This is a genomic window from Streptomyces sp. NPDC050315 (assembly GCF_040655775.1).
GTDB lineage: Bacteria > Actinomycetota > Actinomycetes > Streptomycetales > Streptomycetaceae > Streptomyces.
Map to the genome: position 1 here is coordinate 442,233 of NZ_JBFAKN010000006.1, position 17,204 is coordinate 459,436.

At 69.7% G+C, this 17,204-nt stretch carries 16 protein-coding genes; 7 read left to right on the forward strand and 9 right to left on the reverse strand.

Features of this window, described 5'->3' with window-relative positions; genetic code table 11:
- Positions 1-20 precede the first annotated feature (20 nt).
- The 6 genes from murJ to trxA all read left to right on the forward strand — a co-directional run bounded on the left by murJ (position 21) and on the right by trxA (position 7,648).
- On the forward strand, positions 21-2,306 hold the full coding sequence (murJ, locus tag AB0I82_RS24290; protein ID WP_363259452.1) for a murein biosynthesis integral membrane protein MurJ: 2,286 nt from the start codon (positions 21-23) through the stop codon (positions 2,304-2,306).
- Positions 2,307-2,414: 108 nt separating this feature from the next.
- Positions 2,415-4,115: a protein kinase family protein gene (locus AB0I82_RS24295; protein WP_363259453.1), complete on the forward strand. Its 1,701-nt coding sequence runs from the start codon at positions 2,415-2,417 to the stop codon at positions 4,113-4,115.
- A 353-nt stretch (positions 4,116-4,468) separates the two neighbouring features.
- Positions 4,469-5,152 carry an RNA polymerase sigma factor SigM gene (sigM, locus tag AB0I82_RS24300; protein ID WP_030259460.1) on the forward strand — a complete coding sequence of 228 codons (684 nt, stop codon included), beginning with the start codon at positions 4,469-4,471 and terminating at the stop codon, positions 5,150-5,152.
- Positions 5,149-6,141 (forward strand): anti-sigma factor, encoded by a 993-nt coding sequence (locus AB0I82_RS24305; RefSeq protein WP_363259454.1) that lies wholly within the window; start codon positions 5,149-5,151, stop codon positions 6,139-6,141. The genes sigM and AB0I82_RS24305 overlap by 4 nt, the downstream gene beginning before the upstream one ends.
- 142 nt (positions 6,142-6,283) lie before the next feature.
- Entirely contained in the window at positions 6,284-7,276 is a 993-nt protein-coding gene (gene trxB, locus AB0I82_RS24310) for a thioredoxin-disulfide reductase (protein WP_363259455.1), read from the forward strand.
- 45 nt (positions 7,277-7,321) lie between these two features.
- Positions 7,322-7,648, forward strand: a complete 327-nt coding sequence (gene trxA, locus AB0I82_RS24315) for a thioredoxin (protein WP_136742013.1) — start codon at positions 7,322-7,324, stop codon at positions 7,646-7,648.
- Between the two features lie 65 nt (positions 7,649-7,713).
- Here the strand turns inward: trxA and AB0I82_RS24320 are convergent, their stop codons facing one another.
- The 9 genes from AB0I82_RS24320 to rpmH all read right to left on the reverse strand — a co-directional run bounded on the left by AB0I82_RS24320 (position 7,714) and on the right by rpmH (position 14,567).
- Entirely contained in the window at positions 7,714-8,331 is a 618-nt protein-coding gene (locus tag AB0I82_RS24320; RefSeq protein ID WP_030259447.1) for a GNAT family N-acetyltransferase, read from the reverse strand.
- 309 nt (positions 8,332-8,640) lie between these two features.
- On the reverse strand, positions 8,641-9,735 hold the full coding sequence (locus tag AB0I82_RS24325) for a ParB/RepB/Spo0J family partition protein (protein WP_363259456.1): 1,095 nt from the start codon (positions 9,733-9,735) through the stop codon (positions 8,641-8,643).
- On the reverse strand, positions 9,732-10,802 hold the full coding sequence (locus AB0I82_RS24330; RefSeq protein WP_363259457.1) for an AAA family ATPase: 1,071 nt from the start codon (positions 10,800-10,802) through the stop codon (positions 9,732-9,734). The genes AB0I82_RS24325 and AB0I82_RS24330 overlap by 4 nt, the downstream gene beginning before the upstream one ends.
- Before the next feature lie 339 nt (positions 10,803-11,141).
- A complete protein-coding gene (gene rsmG, locus AB0I82_RS24335) occupies positions 11,142-11,867 on the reverse strand; it encodes a 16S rRNA (guanine(527)-N(7))-methyltransferase RsmG (protein ID WP_363259458.1) in 726 nt (241 codons plus the stop codon).
- A gap of 130 nt (positions 11,868-11,997) precedes the next feature.
- On the reverse strand, positions 11,998-12,504 hold the full coding sequence (locus AB0I82_RS24340; RefSeq protein ID WP_030259438.1) for a R3H domain-containing nucleic acid-binding protein: 507 nt from the start codon (positions 12,502-12,504) through the stop codon (positions 11,998-12,000).
- A gap of 12 nt (positions 12,505-12,516) precedes the next feature.
- Positions 12,517-13,692 (reverse strand): membrane protein insertase YidC, encoded by a 1,176-nt coding sequence (yidC, locus tag AB0I82_RS24345; RefSeq protein ID WP_363259459.1) that lies wholly within the window; start codon positions 13,690-13,692, stop codon positions 12,517-12,519.
- A gap of 3 nt (positions 13,693-13,695) precedes the next feature.
- Positions 13,696-14,016 carry a membrane protein insertion efficiency factor YidD gene (gene yidD, locus AB0I82_RS24350; protein ID WP_030259434.1) on the reverse strand — a complete coding sequence of 107 codons (321 nt, stop codon included), beginning with the start codon at positions 14,014-14,016 and terminating at the stop codon, positions 13,696-13,698.
- Entirely contained in the window at positions 14,013-14,405 is a 393-nt protein-coding gene (gene rnpA, locus AB0I82_RS24355; RefSeq protein ID WP_363259460.1) for a ribonuclease P protein component, read from the reverse strand. The genes yidD and rnpA overlap by 4 nt, the downstream gene beginning before the upstream one ends.
- Positions 14,406-14,429: 24 nt before the next feature.
- Complete coding sequence (rpmH, locus tag AB0I82_RS24360) at positions 14,430-14,567, reverse strand: 50S ribosomal protein L34 (protein ID WP_003949374.1); 138 nt, start codon at positions 14,565-14,567, stop codon at positions 14,430-14,432.
- A gap of 356 nt (positions 14,568-14,923) precedes the next feature.
- Between rpmH and dnaA the strand changes: the two genes are divergently transcribed.
- A complete protein-coding gene (gene dnaA, locus AB0I82_RS24365) occupies positions 14,924-16,948 on the forward strand; it encodes a chromosomal replication initiator protein DnaA (protein ID WP_363259461.1) in 2,025 nt (674 codons plus the stop codon).
- Positions 16,949-17,204 lie beyond the last annotated feature (256 nt).

The following is a 17,204-nucleotide window of genomic DNA, read 5'->3' on the forward strand; positions in this document are numbered from 1 at the left end:
ACGGATGAGGTGGGGCAGCTATGAATGCGCCGTACGACGGTGACCGCGGCCAGGCTGCGAGCGGCGACGCCGCAGGCCGACCCCCACAGCCGCCGCAGGCACCCGACCCATATGTGCAGGACGCCTACTCGCGAGCGCCCTTCCCCTCGCAGGACCCCGCGGCCCAGGACCCGGTGGCCGACGCGCTGTACGACCGGGCGGCGCACCCGCCGCACCAGGCCGCGCCGGACCACCCGCTCTACCAGCAGCCGCCGGCACCCCGGTACGCACCGGGGCCGGAGGCATGGCCCGCCCCGACGGCGCCCGAGCCGCAGGGCCAGGGGCAGCGGCTGTACAGCGACGCCACGACCCAGTTCGTCGGCGTGGACGACCTGATCACCCAGGCCGCCGACCGGCCGGCGGAGCCCGACGCGTTCGCCCACCTCTACCGTGACCAGCGGGCGCCCGAACCGCAGCGGCCGCCGGCCCAGAACAGCGGCCCGGGCCCGTACCCGCCGTCGGGCGGACAGTACGGACCGACGGGTGGGCAGTACGGGCAGCCGGGTGGGCAGTACGAGCCCACCGGCGGGCAGTACGAGCCGGCGGGCGGGCCGCAGCCCGTGCCCCCGGCCGAGCCCGAGCCCGAGCCGGCCTCCGCACCGGAGCCGCCGGAGCCCGCCGGACGCACCGGCGGCAAGGCGAGCAACCTGCTGAAGTCCAGCGCTGTGATGGCCGCCGGCACCATGGTCTCCCGGCTCACCGGCTTCATCCGGTCCGCGCTGATCGCCTCGGCACTCGGCGCCGCCGTCCTCGGTGACGCCTGGCAGGTCGCGTACACGCTGCCCACGATGATCTTCATCCTGACCATCGGCGGCGGCCTGAACTCCGTGTTCGTACCGCAGCTGGTGCGCGCCATGAAGGAGGACGAGGACGGCGGCGAGGCGTACGCCAACCGCCTGCTGACCCTGGTGATGGTGGCTCTCGGCGCCCTCACCGTCCTGGCAGTGCTCGGGGCACCATGGCTGGTACGGGCGATGTCCGGGTTCGCCCCGGACTCGGCCAGCTTCGAGGTCACGGTCGCCTTCACCCGCTACTGCGTGCCCACGATCTTCTTCATGGGCATCCACGTGGTCATGGGCCAGGTGCTCAACGCCCGCGGCCGCTTCGGCGCGATGATGTGGACCCCGGTCCTCAACAACGTCGTCATGATCAGCACGTTCGGGCTGTTCATCTGGGTCTACGGCAGCGCCAGCTCCTCGCACATCGGGGTCACCACCATCCCCGAGGCCGGTATCCGGCTGCTGGGCATCGGCACGCTGCTCGGCCTGGTCGTCCAGGCGCTGGCGATGATCCCGTACCTGCGTGACACCGGCTTCAAGCTCCGGCCGCGGTTCGACTGGCGGGGCCACGGCCTGGGCAAGGCCGCCACGCTCGCCAAGTGGACCGTGCTGTTCGTGCTCGCCAACCAGGCCGGCGTCCTCGTCGTCTCCAAGCTCTCCACGCTGGTCGGCGAGAAGGCCGCCGGTCAGGGGCACCCCGGCACCGGCTACATGGCGTACTCCAACGCCCAGCTGATCTGGAACATGCCGCACGCGATCATCACCGTCTCCGTGATGGCGGCCCTGCTGCCGCGCCTGTCGCGCTCCGCGCACGACGGCGACTCCGGCGCCGTCCGCGACGACATCTCCCAGGGCCTGCGCACCGCCGCCGTGGCGATCGTGCCGCTCGCCTTCGGCTTCCTCGCGCTCGGCATCCCGATGTGCACCCTGGTCTTCGCCGGAACCGGCTCCGACGCCGGTGTTTCCACGGGCTACATGCTCATGGCCTTCGGCCTCGGCCTGATCCCCTACTCCGTGCAGTACGTCGTGCTGCGCGCCTTCTACGCGTACGAGGACACCCGCACGCCGTTCTACAACACGCTGATCGTCGCCGCGGTCAACGCCGCCGCCTCGGCCCTGTGCTACCTCGTCCTGCCCGCCCGGTGGGCCGTGGTGGGCATGGCGGCCTCCTACGGCCTGGCGTACATCATCGGCGTCGGCGTGGCGTGGCGACGGCTGCGCAAGCGGATGGGCGGCGACTTGGACGGTGCGCACGTTGTGCGTACGTACGCCCGGCTGGCCGGCGCGAGCCTCCCCGCCACCCTGTTCTCCGGCGCCGCCGTGTACGGGATCATCCAGGGGCTGGGCACCGGCGTGCTGGGATCACTCGTCGCGCTGGTCGGCGGCGGTGCCGTCCTGCTGGTGGTCTTCTACGCGGCCGCCAAGAAGATGCGCATCGAAGAACTCAACGCCCTGGTCGGCATGGTGCGCGGCAAGCTGGGGCGCTGAGCGAGCACAACCTTCGTCCGCCACCGTGTGTCGTGCACAGTGGCGGACTGTGGGCACAATTGACTTGGCTCTTTTGAGCATGCAACGGATGGGGAGGCAGGAACGACGGTGGCGGAACGGAGCACGGCTGCCGTCGACGTGGCCGACACGAGCGGTGGAGAACCGCTCGCCGCCAAGGCGGACGAGGCCACGACCGACGGTACGAAGGCCGAGAAGGTGACCGACGCGGCACAGGACACCGCGGACGACGGCGAGCAGAGCGCCACAGCATCCGAGGCACAGCCGCTCGAACTGCACAGCGGTCACAAGCTGGCCAGGCGCTACCGCCTGGAGGAGTGCGTCACCCGACTGGACGGCTTCAGCAGCTGGCGGGCAGTGGACGAGAAACTGCGCCGCGCCGTCGGGGTCCACATCCTGCCCGCCGACCACCCGCGTGCCCGTCCCGTGCTCTCCGCCGCGCGGTCCGCCGCGCTGCTCGGCGACCCGCGCTTCGTCCAGGTCCTCGACGCCGTCGAGGAGAACGACCTGGTCTATGTCGTCCACGAATGGCTCCCGGACGCCACCGAGCTGACCGCCGTCCTCGCCGCCGGACCGCTCGAACCGCACGACGCCTACCAGCTCGTGACGCAGATCTCGCAGGCCATGGCCGCCGCCCACCGCGAGGGCCTGGCGCACCTCCGGCTGACCCCCGGGTCCGTCCTGCGCACCTCGTCCGGCCAGTACCGCATCCGGGGCCTGGCCATCATGGCCGCGCTCCGCGGGATCACCAGCGATCACCCGCAGCGCACCGACACGGAGGCCATCGGCGCGCTGCTGTACGCCGGGCTCACCCAGCGCTGGCCGTACGAGAACGACGCGTACGGGCTGTCCGGGCTGCCCAAGGGCGTCGGCCTGATCGCCCCCGACCAGGTACGGGCCGGCGTGCACCGCGGCCTGTCGGAGCTGGCGATGCGCGCGCTCGTCAACGACGGCGCCACCGCCTCCCGCCAGGAGCAGCCCTGCACCACGCCGGAGGAGCTGGCCAAGGCCGTCGGCGCGATGCCGCGCATCCGGCCGCCGGAGCCCTCCTTCACCTCCCCGCCGCCCTACCAGCGCACCGGCTACCAGCAGGGCACGTACGGCCAGCAGGCCGGCGCCGGACGGCCCGGGGCCTCGGCCACCCGGCCTGTCCCCACCCCGCCGCCTCCGCTGCAGAGCCGTACCGGAAGGGCGGCCAAGTGGTGCGTCTCCGCGCTGCTGATCGCCGCGCTGGGGCTGGGCAGCTGGCAGCTGGCCGACACGCTCCTGAAGGACCGGAACCAGGACGACTCCGGCAGCTCCGAGACGACCGGGGGCCACGGCGGCACGGCGTCGGGCAAGGCCGTCCAGGTCGACAAGGTCGTGGATTTTGATCCGGCGCCGGGCGGTGACGGCACGGAGAACCCGCAGGACGCCCCCAAGGCCCTCGACGGGGACCCCGCCACGTCCTGGCCGACCCGCAATTACTACGGCCGCTCCGACCTCGGCGGTCTCAAGGACGGCGTCGGGCTGATTCTCGACCTCGGCAAGGTCCAGCAGGTCGGCAGCGTCAAGGTCGACCTCGTCGGGAACACCTCGCTCGACTTCCGCGCCGCGCCCGAGGACAGCAGCGGTGCGCCCACATCCCTCGACGGCTTCAAGAAGATCGCCGACGGCTCGGGGGAGACGGTGACGCTGCGGGCGAAGGAGCCGATCAAGACACAGTACGTATTGGTCTGGCTCACCGACCTCCCGTTGAAGGACGATGGCAACTACCGGGGCCAGATCAAGGAGATCAAGGTCCGTAGCTAGGGGTGGGCAGCAGGGGGGCGCCAGGATGTCGATGCGGACAGCGGCCAGGAGGCGCCGGTGCTCCCCGGGCCTCCTTCCGCCCCCGCGGCCGGCCGCTGTGGCCGTTTTCCTGGAGCCTGGTACCGCCGAGCACCCGTATGTAAGCTCCCGTGTACAGCTTGACGCCAGGGGTTCGGTTATGCGTGATGGCGCAGTGATGCCCACCGTCGTAGGAAAGGTCGGTCCGGCCGGTGTCCTGGCCGTCCCGGCCGACGCCCGTGCCCGGGCGGCCCCGGGCAGGAAACGCACCGCGGTGCCGTCCACGCGGCCGGCGCTCACCGGCCCGCACGGGACCGGCTCCTGCGAGGCGGGCCATGGCAGATAACGTCCGCCCCTCCGACCAGGCACTCCTCGCCCGGCATGTCGAGGGTGACCCCGATGCGTTCGGCGAGATCGTCAGGCGACACCGTGACCGGCTGTGGGCGGTGGCGCTGCGCACCCTCGGCGACCGCGAGGAGGCAGCCGACGCGGTGCAGGACGCCCTTGTGTCCGCCTACCGCGCCGCCCACACCTTCCGCGGCCAGTCGGCCGTCACCACCTGGCTGCACCGCATCACGGTCAACGCCTGCCTGGACCGGGCCCGCAAAGCGGCCTCCCGGCGCACCTCGCCGGTCGCGGAGACCGAGCGGCTGGAACAGCTCATCGAGCCGCACGAATCCGCCGCGGTACCGGCCGAGCGCCAGGATCTGCACCGCGAGCTGCTCAGCGCCCTCCGCACTCTCCCCGCCGAGCAGCGCGCGGCCATCGTCCTCGTCGACATGCAGGGCTACCCCGTGGCCGAGGCCGCGGAGGTACTGGGCGTCCCCACCGGCACGGTGAAGAGCCGGTGCGCGCGCGGCCGGGCCCGGCTCCTCCCGATGCTCACCCATCTGCGCGCCGAAGACGGGGATAAGGGCACCTCAGGCGGGGGAAGGAACCGGGCGCAGGGGACATCCGTCCCACAGACGGCAGGACCGAATGACTCAGGGGCCGTGAAGGGCGGAGGTGGGCGAGCGTGACAGCCACGACCGACACGGGCGGGCATCCGGAGGTCGCGGAGATCTCCGCGCTCGCGGACGGGTTGCTTTCGCCCGCCCGCGCGGCGGACCTCCGCGCGCATCTCCACGGATGCCCGCTGTGTGAGGACGTCCACAGCTCGCTGGAGGAGATCCGCGCACTGCTCGGCACGCTGCCGGGTCCGGGACGGATGCCCGACGACGTCGTGGGTCGCATCGACGCCGCCCTGGCGGCCGAAGCCCTGCTCGACGCCACGGCGCCCAACGGTGACGCCGCCCTTGTGTCGACCGCCTCGGGCGACAGCTCCCGTGTCGTGGGGCAGTCGACCGGTACGCATGATGGCTCGGTTTCACGTGAAACCGTGGAGGAGAAACGGGACGCGGTTTCACGTGAAACAGTGCCCGTGCGCACTGGTGGAAGCTCCGCTGACCGCCCGGCCGGTTACCCCCGCTCCGCCACGGGTCCTGGTCGCAAGGCCGCCGGCCTCCGCACGGCGAGGACGCGCCGCTGGCCCAAGGTGCTGCTCGGCACGGCGGCCGCCGCAGCCGTGCTCGGCATCGGCGGCATCCTTCTGCAGAATGGTTCCGCGAACACCGGGCAGGACCAGGACCCCGGCGTGACCGCCACCGAGCAGAGCCCTGCGGAGGGGGCGCTCAGCTCCGCGACGCTGGGCAGCCACGTGCGCGATCTGCTCGCCGAGCCCGGCCGTAGCAAGACCCCCGATGTCGGCACCCAGAGCTCGCCCCAGACGCCGCTGCGCGGTGCGGACGACACGATCCCCTCCTGCGTGCGCAAGGGTCTGGCACGGCCCGAGACGCCGGTGGCCGCGAGCCGCGACACCTACCAGGGCAAGGACGCCTACCTCGTCGTGCTGCCCCATCCGTCCGACACGGCGCGCGTCTCCGCCTATGTCGTCTCGGCGTCCTGCGTCTCGGCCTCACCGCCTGTGCCTGGCAAGATTCTGCTCAGCGGGACCTACCCCCGCGGCTGAGTCGCCGAGCCCGGCCCCGGGCTCCAGGCCGCTACGGGTGCGCTGGGACACTGCGGGAATGCTCGCCCCGTAGGATCCGTTGGGTGGGAAGAGAGTTTCTCCAGCCCACCCAACGCAGTCGGCAGAGACAAGGAAGACACCCGTGAGCGACGTCCGTAACGTGATCATCATCGGCTCCGGGCCTGCGGGCTATACCGCCGCGCTCTACACCGCCCGTGCCTCGCTGAAGCCGCTGGTGTTCGAGGGCGCCGTCACCGCCGGTGGCGCACTGATGAACACCACCGATGTCGAGAACTTCCCCGGCTTCCGGGACGGCATCATGGGCCCGGACCTCATGGACAACATGCGGGCCCAGGCCGAGCGCTTCGGCGCCGAGCTGATCCCCGATGACGTCACCGCCGTGGACCTCTCCGAGCCCATCAAGACGGTCACCGACTCCGCCGGCACCGTGCACCGCGCGCACGCCGTCATCGTCACCACCGGCTCCCAGCACCGCAAGCTCGGCCTGCCGCGAGAGGACGAGCTCTCCGGTCGCGGCGTGTCCTGGTGCGCCACCTGCGACGGCTTCTTCTTCAAGGACCAGGACATCGCCGTCATCGGCGGCGGCGACACCGCGATGGAGGAGGCCACCTTCCTCTCCCGCTTCGCCAAGTCCGTCACCATCGTCCACCGCCGCGACACCCTTCGCGCCAGCAAGGCGATGCAGGAGCGTGCGTTCGCCGACCCGAAGATCCAGTTCGTGTGGGACAGCGAGGTCGCCGAGATCCACGGCGAGAACAAGCTCTCCGGTCTGACCCTGCGCAACCTCAAGACCGGTGACACCTCCGAGCTGCCGGTCACCGGCCTGTTCATCGCGATCGGTCACGACCCGCGCACCGAGCTGTTCAAGGGCCAGCTGAAGCTGGACGACGACGGTTACCTCAAGGTGGACGCGCCCAGCACCCACACCAACATCCAGGGCGTCTTCGCCGCCGGCGACGTCGTGGACCACACCTATCGTCAGGCGATCACCGCCGCCGGCACCGGCTGCTCCGCCGCCCTGGACGCCGAGCGCTACCTCGCCTCGCTCACCGACGGCGAGCCGGCCGAGCCCGAGCAGACCCCTGCCGCGCCGGAGCAGACCCCCACCGCCTGACCGCGAACGTCAGCTGTTCACACCCCACCCAGTAAGGAGAACGCCATGGCCGGTGCCACGGTGACCGTGACGGACGACAACTTCGAAGAGGTCGTCCTCAAGAGCGACAAGCCGGTACTCGTCGACTTCTGGGCCACCTGGTGCGGCCCGTGCCGCCAGGTTGCCCCCTCCCTGGAGGCCATCGCCGCGGAGCACGACGAGATCGTCATCGCCAAGCTCAACACCGACGAGAACCCCGCGACCACTGCCAAGTACGGCGTCATGTCGATTCCGACCATGAACGTCTACAAGGGCGGCGAGGTCGTGAAGACCATCGTCGGCGCCAAGCCCAAGGCTGCGATCGAGCGGGACCTGGCGGACTTCCTCGCCTGATCTCCGCACCATGTTTCACGTGAAACGGGCCTGCCCTTCGGGGCGGGCCCGTTTCGCTGTCCGCGCTATAGGGGCCGGAGCACTGGTTCCTTCTGGACGGCACCCAGCAGCCGGTCCAGGGCGAGTTCCACGTCTTCCTTCCACGACAGGGTCGTGCGCAGCTCCAGGCGCAGCCGTGGGTAGCGCGGGTGCGGTCGTACGGTCTTGAAGCCCACCGCCAGCAGATGGTCGGCGGGCAGCACGCATGCCGGCTCCGTCCACTTCGCGTCGCCGAACGCTTCGATCGCCTTGAAGCCCCGCCGCAGCAGGTCCTTCGCCACGGTCTGGACCATGACCCTGCCGAGCCCCTGGCCCTGATAGCCGGGGATGAGCCAGGCGGTCATCAGTTGCACGGCGTCGGGGGAGACGGGACTCGTCGGGAAGGCCGTGGAGCGCGGCACATAGGCCGGAGGCGCGTACAGCACGAAGCCGACCGGTACCTCGTCCACATAGACCACCCGGCCGCAGGAGCCCCACTCCAGCAGCACGGCGGAGATCCACGCTTCCTTCTCCAGCTCGGGCCGGCCGCTCTTTACCGCGGCCTCACCGCTGACGGGGTCGAGCTCCCAGAAGACACACGAGCGGCAGCGCTTGGGGACATCCGGAAGGTTGTCCAGCGTGAGCGGTACGAGCCGACGCCCCATGAAGCCAGGTCCTCACTTCCCTCGCCCACCGCACCTCCCGGCACGGTCAGCGGAACGCGCTCACTGAGCAGGCCGCCGACGAACCCGCCGACTGCGCCCAGACCGAACCCCGCTGCCATCAATCCGGTGCGGCTCACCGATCGCATGGCCTCTCCTCGTCGTGAGGTGACTCCGAGTGGATGCGTGCCATACCCGAACGCATCGTAACCGGGACAACATGAACCCGGGTACCGCGAAAAGGCAAAGGGCGGGCCGTGTTCCGGTCACCTCACCGGCACACGGCCCGCCCTCACGTCGGACGGCGGTATCTCACGCCTCGTCGCTGTCCTCCTCCGAGTGCTTGTCCAACACCCGTCCCTCTCCAGGAGCCAGCGTGCCCAGGATGCGGTCGAGATCGTCTATCGAGGCGAACTCCACGACGATCTTGCCCTTCTTCTGACCGAGGTCGACCTTCACCCGCGTCTCGAACCGGTCCGAGAGCCGGGAGGCCAGGTCGGTCAGGGCAGGCGCGACGCGGGTGCCGGCCCGCGGCCCCTTCGCCTTCGAGGCGCTCTTGGGCGTGGACCCCATCAGGGTCACGATCTCCTCGACCGCCCGCACCGAGAGGCCCTCGGCCACGATGCGGTGCGCCAGCCGGTCCTGCTCCTCGGAGTCGTCCACGGACAGCAGCGCCCGCGCATGACCGGCCGAGAGCACCCCCGCGGCGACCCGCCGCTGCACCGACGGCGACAGCTTCAGCAGCCGCAGCGTATTGGAGACCTGCGGACGCGACCGACCGATCCGGTCCGCCAGCTCGTCGTGCGTGCAGTTGAAGTCCTTCAGCAGCTGGTCGTAGGCCGCCGCTTCCTCCAGCGGGTTCAGCTGAGCCCGGTGGAGGTTCTCCAGCAGCGCGTCCAGGAGCAGCTTCTCGTCGTCCGTCGCACGGACGATCGCCGGGATCTTCTCCAGACCGGCCTCACGGCACGCCCGCCAGCGGCGCTCGCCCATGATGAGCTCGTACCGGTCGGGACCCGTGGACCGTACGACGACCGGCTGGAGCAGGCCCACCTCCTTGATGGAGGTGATCAGCTCCGCCAGGGCGTCCTCGTCGAACACCTCACGCGGCTGCCGTGGATTGGGAGTGATCGAGCCGATCGGCAGCTCGGCGAAGTGCGCTCCGGCGACTTCGCCCCCCTTTTCGTTCACCACCGGCTCGGCCGGTGCCTCCGTTTCACGTGAAACGGCAGCGTCCGGAATGGCCGCCACCTTGACCGCGGCAACACCTCGCTCCGGCGTCATGACCGGCACCGCCGATGGCGATGTCGTCCCCCGTCCCACCGCCGGGCCGGCGTTGTCCGAACCCTGCGGTGCCGCGGGGATCAGCGCACCGAGCCCGCGGCCCAGTCCTCTACGTCGTTCGCTCACTGATTCCCCTCCGACATGCTGTGCTGTGATTCATAGGTCACGCTGAGCCCCTGACCGGTCGCCCCCGAAACCCCGCGCAGCGCGATCTCACGCGCCGCTTCGAGATAGGACAGCGAGCCGCTGGAACCCGGATCATAAGTGAGCACCGTCTGCCCGTAGCTCGGCGCCTCAGAGATGCGCACAGAGCGGGGGATGCTCGTTCTCAGTACCTCGCTGCCGAAGTGACTGCGCACCTCGTCGGCGACCTGAGAGGCGAGCCGGGTCCGGCCGTCGTACATGGTCAGCAGGATCGTCGACACATGAAGCTTGGGGTTCAGATGGCCCCGGACCAGATCGACGTTCCTCAGCAGCTGGCCCAGCCCCTCCAGCGCGTAGTACTCGCACTGGATCGGGATCAGCACCTCGGCACCGGCCACCAGCGCGTTGACCGTCAGCAGGCCGAGCGAGGGCGGGCAGTCGATGAGGATGTAGTCCAGCGGCTGCTCGTACGCCTTGATGGCCCGGTCCAGCCGGCTCTCCCGAGCCACCAGCGAGACCAGCTCGATCTCCGCACCGGCCAGGTCGATCGTGGCGGGCGCGCAGAACAGCCCCTCCACGTCCGGCACCGGCTGAACCACGTCGGAAAGTGGCTTGCTCTCCACCAACACGTCATAGATGGAGGGGACTTCGGCGTGGTGGTCGATCCCCAGGGCCGTGGAGGCATTGCCCTGCGGGTCCAGGTCCACCACCAGCACTCGTGCCCCGTGCAGGGCGAGTGACGCAGCCAGGTTCACGGTGGTCGTGGTCTTGCCGACCCCGCCCTTCTGGTTGGCCACCACCATGACCCGGGTCTGCTCGGGGCGGGGCAGGCCCTCTCCCGCACGACCCAGCGCCTGGACTGCCAGCTGAGCAGCACGACCGATCGGGGTGTCGTCCATGGGGGGCGGCGTTTCACGTGAAACGTCGTCCCCGAGCGACTCGCTACGGGGACCGGGGACCGGATCGGTCATCGGTCCCGCGATGTTGGCGTCGGACCGCAAGGATTCACTCTCCTCGACTTCAGGCTCGCAATGCTCAGAGCCTGCCATGGTTTCGGTGTCGCGAACCAGCGAGGCCCTGTCTCCTGTGGATGAATCCTCCTCTGTGGATACATCCGTGACCCGACCGGGTCGGTGGCCACGCGGTGCGGCAGCCGCACGACCTCGACTGATGATTCCATGCAGCAGGGAGCGACGTTTCACGTGAAACACGATGCCAGCGTCGTGCCCCATTCCCCCGCGACACTCCGGCTTATGTCGTTTTGGTGGTTTGTATGGAGCATGGCCCTCGTTGGTTCGAGCGACGCCCCTGGCAAGAGATGACAGGAGCGCTTCCCGTCGGCGGACGGAAAGCGCTCCTGTCTGCGTCTGGTGTTGTGCTGCGCCGGTCTACCGCCGACGACCCCTGCTCGGCCGATTGGCGCGATTGGCCTTGGCGCGCTTGGCCGCGAAGCGGACACCGCCGGGGCTCTCGCCCACCTCCACGCGGACGACCGTGGACAGCGGATCCACCACGCCCTCGCCGACGTGCACCACCGAGGTGGCTTCCACGCCGAGCTTGCTGAGCGCCGCCCGGGCGCCCTTCAGCTCTTCCTCCGCGGTGTCGCCCTTGAGCGCCAGCATCTCGCCGTACGGTCGCAGCAGCGGGACACCCCAGCCGGCCAGCCGGTCCAGCGGCGCCACGGCACGCGCGGTCACCACGTGGACCTGAGGAATCTTGCCCATCACCTCTTCGGCCCGGCCCCGCACCACGGTCACGTGGTCCAGCCCCAGCAGCTCCACGACCTCCTGCAGGAAGTTCGTCCGCCGCAGCAGCGGCTCCAGCAGGGTGATCTTCAAATCCGGTCGTACCAGCGCCAGGGGAATGCCCGGCAGCCCGGCCCCCGAGCCCACATCGCACACCGAGACGCCCTCGGGGACCACCTCGGAGAGCACCGCGCAATTCAGCAGGTGCCGCTCCCACAGCCGCGGCACCTCACGCGGACCGATCAGCCCACGCCGAACACCCGCGTCGGCGAGCAGCTCGCCGTACCGCACGGCCTCCGGGAAGCGCTCACCGAAAATCTCCCGTGCCGCTTCCGGCGCCGCTGGAAGCTCCGCCGCTGACTCCGTCACGGTTACCGCCCTTCCTCTGAACTGCTGATCCTGCCGGTGCCCGGACCGAGACCGGTACCGCAGAAGGCTGACAAGACGTGGCCCCGCCTGCGAACAGACGGGGCCAAAGACACGCGCGAGCGCCGGGGAATCAGGCCGGGAGCACGACGACCCGGCGCTGGGGCTCCTCGCCCTCGGACTCGCTGCGCAGTCCGGCCGCCGCGACGGCGTCGTGCACCACCTTGCGCTCGAACGGCGTCATCGCCTTCAGCTTCACCGGCTCACCCGAGGTCTTCGCCTCCTGGGCCGCCTTGGCGCCCAGCTCCGCGAGCTCCTCGCGCTTGCGTGCGCGGTAGCCGGCAATGTCCAGCATCAGACGGCTGCGGTCGCCGGTCTCCCGGTGCACCGCCAGCCGGGTCAGCTCCTGGAGCGCCTCCAGCACCTCGCCGTCCCGGCCCACCAGCTTCTGCAGGTCGCGGCTGGTGGAGTCGCTGATGATCGACACCGCGGCACGGTCGGCCTCGACGTCCATGTCGATGTCGCCGTCGAGATCCGCGATGTCCAGCAGGCCCTCGAGGTAGTCGGCCGCGATCTCGCCCTCCTGCTCCAGCCGGGACAGGGTGTCGGTGCCCTCGGCGGCAGGGGTCGTGTCCGTCACGAAAGACTCCTTCTACTTCTTGGACGGGTGCTTGGGCCGCTGCTGGCCCTTGCGCTGTCCGGACTTGGCGTTACGGGAGGAACCGGAGGCCGAGCTGCCCTTGGGCTTGCCGCCCTCGGAGGACTTCTTCGCGGCGTCCGCCTTCTGGCCCGAGTCCTTCTGCAGCGACTGCTTGGTCGCGCCGCCCTTGGCCGTGGAGCCCGACTGCCCACCCTGCGCACCGGCCCGGGTACGGGTCTGCGTACCGCCGGCCGGGGCCGCGGTCTGCCGCTGGGACTTGCTCTGGCGCTTGGGCTGCTGGCGGTTCTGACGCGCCTCCTCGACAGCCTTCTTCGCCTCGAGCTCGGCCGGGTCCTCCTTCAGCTTGCCCTTGGCACGCAGCCGCTCCTGGCGCTCTGCGTATGCCTTGCTGCCCGGAGTGGGGTTACGGCGGATGATGAACATCTGCTGGCCCATGGTCCACACGTTGGTGGTCAGCCAGTACACGAGGACACCGACGGGGAAGTTGATACCGAAGACGGCGAACATGATCGGGAAGACGTACATCAGCATCTTCTGCTGCTGCATGAACGGCGTCTTCACCGTGAGGTCGACGTTCTTCGTCATCAGCTGGCGCTGCGTGTAGAACTGCGACGCCGACATCAGGACGATCATGATGACCGTGACGACGCGCACGTCGGTGAGCGTGGCGCCGAGCGCCTCGACCTTCGACGCGGAGTCCATGAACGTCACGGACAGCGGGGCACCGAAGATGTGCGCCTGCTGCGCGCTCGCCAGCAGCGGCTTGTCGATCACACCGACGATCTTGTTCTCGGCGATGTGGTTCAGGACCTGGTACAGCGCGATGAAGAACGGCGACTGGGCCAGGATCGGGAGACAGCTCGAGAGCGGGTTGGTGCCCGTCTCCTTGTAGAGCTTCATCATCTCTTCGGACTGGCGCTGCTTGTCGCTCTTGTAGCGCTCCTGGATCGCCTTCATCTTCGGCTGGAGCGCCTGCATGTTCCGCGTCGACTTGATCTGCTTCACGAAGAGCGGGATCAGGCAGATACGGATCAGCACCACCAGCGAGACGATGGACAGACCCCACGCCGCGCCGCTGTCCTTGTCGAACACCAGGCTGTAGAGCGAGTGGAACTGGACGATGATCCAGGAAACGGCGTAATAGAGAGGATTCAGGATCGTGTCCACGAATCAAGCTCCTTGGGCGTTGGGCTGAGTCTCGGGCTGTGCGGCAGGCTCAACATGGACGGTGGGCCCGCCCAGGCGGCTCCTCAGCCGCTGGTGCCAGACCGGGTGCTTCCGGGGCGGTACATGGTCGACACCACCGAGCGACCACGGATTGCAGCGCAGGATGCGCCAGGCGGTCAGCGCGGTACCTTTCACCGCGCCGTGCCGGTCGATGGCCGTATAGCCATAGTGCGAACACGACGGGTAGTACTTGCAGACCGGGCCCAGCAAGGGGCTGATGGTCCACTGGTACAACTTGATCAACAGCAGCAGCGGGTACTTCACGGAGCGCCCCCTCCTGGGTCCCGCCCGGGGGTCCTCAGCAGGCGCTGCAGCGCGGCATCAAGATCACGAGCGAGCGCGTCATGGTCCGCCTCACCCGCGCCGGGCAGCGCACGTACAACCACCAGGCTACCGGCGGGCAGCCGGTCCAGGCGGTCGCGCACGAGGTGGCGGAGCCGACGCTGGACCTTGTTCCGCACCACAGCGTTGCCGATGGCCTTGCTCACGACGAAACCCGCACGCGCCGGGGGAACCATTTCCCCCGCTGCGTGCGGGTCCGTTGCACCGCTGCGTAGATGGACGACAAGGAGCGGGCGCCCGGCCCTGCGTCCCCGGCGTACCGCGGTCGCGAAGTCCTCGCGCCGCCTCAGCCGATTCTCGGTAGGCAGCACGTCATGGACCTAGAGGCCGGGCTGTCAGGCCGACAGGCGGGCGCGACCCTTGCCACGGCGGGACGCGAGGATCGCGCGGCCGGCACGCGTACGCATGCGCAGACGGAAGCCGTGGGTCTTGGCGCGGCGACGGTTGTTCGGCTGGAAGGTGCGCTTGCTCACTCGGGGGCTCCAGGAAAGATTGTTGCCTCTTGCGAGACAGGTGTGGGGCGTCGACTGGCTGTCACCGTGCGCCCACGAGTAGCTCGCATACGCCCGAGTGCACCGCTACACGATCGCTGGGCGCGATCTTTGCCCATCGGAGGCAGGCGGCAGCAGCCATCGACAACTCGACCTGGTCACGGTACGCGCGGCTGCATCATCCGGTCAAACCGGCTCTAGGACAGGACACGCTGTGCACAGGCTGTGGACAACAACTTGAACACGCGCGGGTCAGCTGACTACCGTGGCTGAACTCCGATTCCTTCCCGCCCGTCCTGAGAATCACACATTCGTGGGACTGTGAGAGAGCGTGCTCTGTGGCTGACGTCCCTGCAGATCTTGCCGCAGTGTGGCCGCGGGTCCTCGACCACCTGCTCCGGGCGGAGAGCGACAGCCTCAAGCCCAAGGACCAGGACTGGCTGAAGCGGACCCAGCCGCTCGCCCTCGTCGCCGACACCGCGCTGCTCGCCGTACCCAACGAATTCGCGAAGGGTGTACTGGAAGGCCGGCTCGCCCCGCTGATCGGCGAGGCGCTGAGCCACGAGTGCGGCCGTCCGATCCGCATCGCGATCACCGTCGACGACACCGCCGAGGCACCACAGCCCCCCGCGCCGCCCCAGCAGCACCTCCCCACGCAGCAGCCCCAGCTCTCGCACGATGCGTACGAAAGCTACGACGGCCGCCAGGGTTACGGTCGGCATAACGGGCATCAGGGCGGCCACGAAAACGGTCCGCAGGGCGTACCCCAGGGTGGACACGGCGACGGCCGGCACGGCAGCCACCAGAGCGACGAGCTGCCCACCGTGCGCCCCGCCTACCCCGAGTACCAGCAGCAGCACCCGCAGCCGCGGCCCGCGCCCGGCGCCTGGCCGCAGCACTCCGAGGACCACCGCTCCGGCCTGGGCGACGACTCCGGCCGGCACGACGACTACGGCTGGCAGCAGCAGCGGCTCGGTGGCTTCCCCGAGCGCGACCCCTATGCCACGCCGTCGCACCTGCAGCAGCACGGTCGCCCCGGACCCGGCGACTACCGGTCGCAGAGCGACGACTACCGGTCACAAACCGATGACTACCGCTCGCAGAATGCCGACGACTACCGTCGGCAGGGCGCCGACCGCCCCGGCCCCGGGCAGCACGCCGACTCCCAGCGCTCTCCGTACGAGCAGTCCCCGCAGCACCGGGACTCCGACGGCCACCAGCCGGGCGGCCCCGGACGGCACGCGGGCCCCGGCAGCAACCTGCCCGCGCCCAGCGGCGCCCCCGGGCCGCTCGCGGCCCAGCCCGCGCCGGCGACCGGCCCCGGTGAGCCCACCGCGCGGCTGAACCCCAAGTACCTCTTCGACACCTTCGTGATCGGCGCTTCGAACCGCTTCGCGCACGCGGCGGCGGTCGCCGTCGCCGAGGCCCCGGCCAAGGCGTACAACCCGCTGTTCATCTACGGCGAGTCCGGGCTCGGCAAGACGCACCTGCTGCACGCGATCGGCCATTACGCCCGCAGCCTGTACCCCGGTACCAGGGTCAGATACGTGAGCTCGGAGGAGTTCACCAACGAGTTCATCAACTCCATCCGCGACGGCAAGGCGGACGCGTTCCGCAAGCGCTACCGCGACATGGACATCCTGCTGGTCGACGACATCCAGTTCCTCGCGAGCAAGGAGTCGACGCAGGAGGAGTTCTTCCACACGTTCAACACGCTGCACAACGCGAACAAGCAGATCGTGCTCTCCAGTGACCGGCCGCCCAAGCAGCTGGTGACGCTGGAGGACCGGCTGCGGAACCGTTTCGAGTGGGGCCTGATCACGGACGTCCAGCCGCCCGAGCTGGAGACCCGTATCGCGATCCTGCGCAAGAAGGCGGTGCAGGAGCAGCTGAACGCGCCGCCGGAGGTACTGGAGTTCATCGCCTCCCGGATCTCGCGCAACATCCGCGAGCTGGAGGGGGCGCTGATCCGGGTCACGGCCTTCGCCTCGCTCAACCGGCAGCCGGTGGACCTCGGCCTCACCGAGATCGTGCTGAAGGACCTGATCCCCGGGGGCGAGGACGCGGCCCCCGAGATCACCGCCACCGCGATCATGGCCGCCACCGCCGACTACTTCGGGCTGACGGTGGACGACCTGTGCGGCTCCTCACGCAGCAGGGTGCTGGTGACCGCGCGGCAGATCGCGATGTATCTGTGCCGCGAACTGACCGATCTGTCGCTGCCGAAGATCGGCGGCCACTTCGGCGGCCGCGATCACACGACCGTCATGCACGCCGACCGGAAGATCCGCGCGCTGATGGCGGAGCGCCGCTCCATCTACAACCAGGTGACCGAGCTGACGAACCGCATCAAGAACGGCTGACGCGGGCGGCGTCGGCCGCGGACGCGCACAGGGCGCTCCGGGACAACTCCCGGGGCGCCCTTCGCCATTGAGGGCACCTCAAGAACGCCGTACGGGAGGCCTTCCGGTCGTCCCGAGCCGTCCCCACGCTGTGGAACCCGCTCCTCGCCGGCTCCGAACTCCCCAGCACTGTTCGATTTCTGACGAGGACACGGCCTCTCTCCACAGATTGGGCGAGAATCTTCCCTCCACACCCTGGGGACTGCAGAGTTATCCC

Excerpts from the sequence above, each read along its gene's own strand:
- murJ (WP_363259452.1), top strand. The coding sequence starts at position 21 with ATGAATGCGCCGTACGACGGTGACCGCGGCCAGGCTGCGAGCGGCGAC.
- sigM (WP_030259460.1), top strand. The coding sequence starts at position 4,469 with ATGGCAGATAACGTCCGCCCCTCCGACCAGGCACTCCTCGCCCGGCAT.
- AB0I82_RS24330 (WP_363259457.1), bottom strand. The coding sequence starts at position 10,802 with ATGGCAGGCTCTGAGCATTGCGAGCCTGAAGTCGAGGAGAGTGAATCC.
- AB0I82_RS24320 (WP_030259447.1), bottom strand. The coding sequence starts at position 8,331 with ATGGGGCGTCGGCTCGTACCGCTCACGCTGGACAACCTTCCGGATGTC.
- trxA (WP_136742013.1), top strand. The coding sequence starts at position 7,322 with ATGGCCGGTGCCACGGTGACCGTGACGGACGACAACTTCGAAGAGGTC.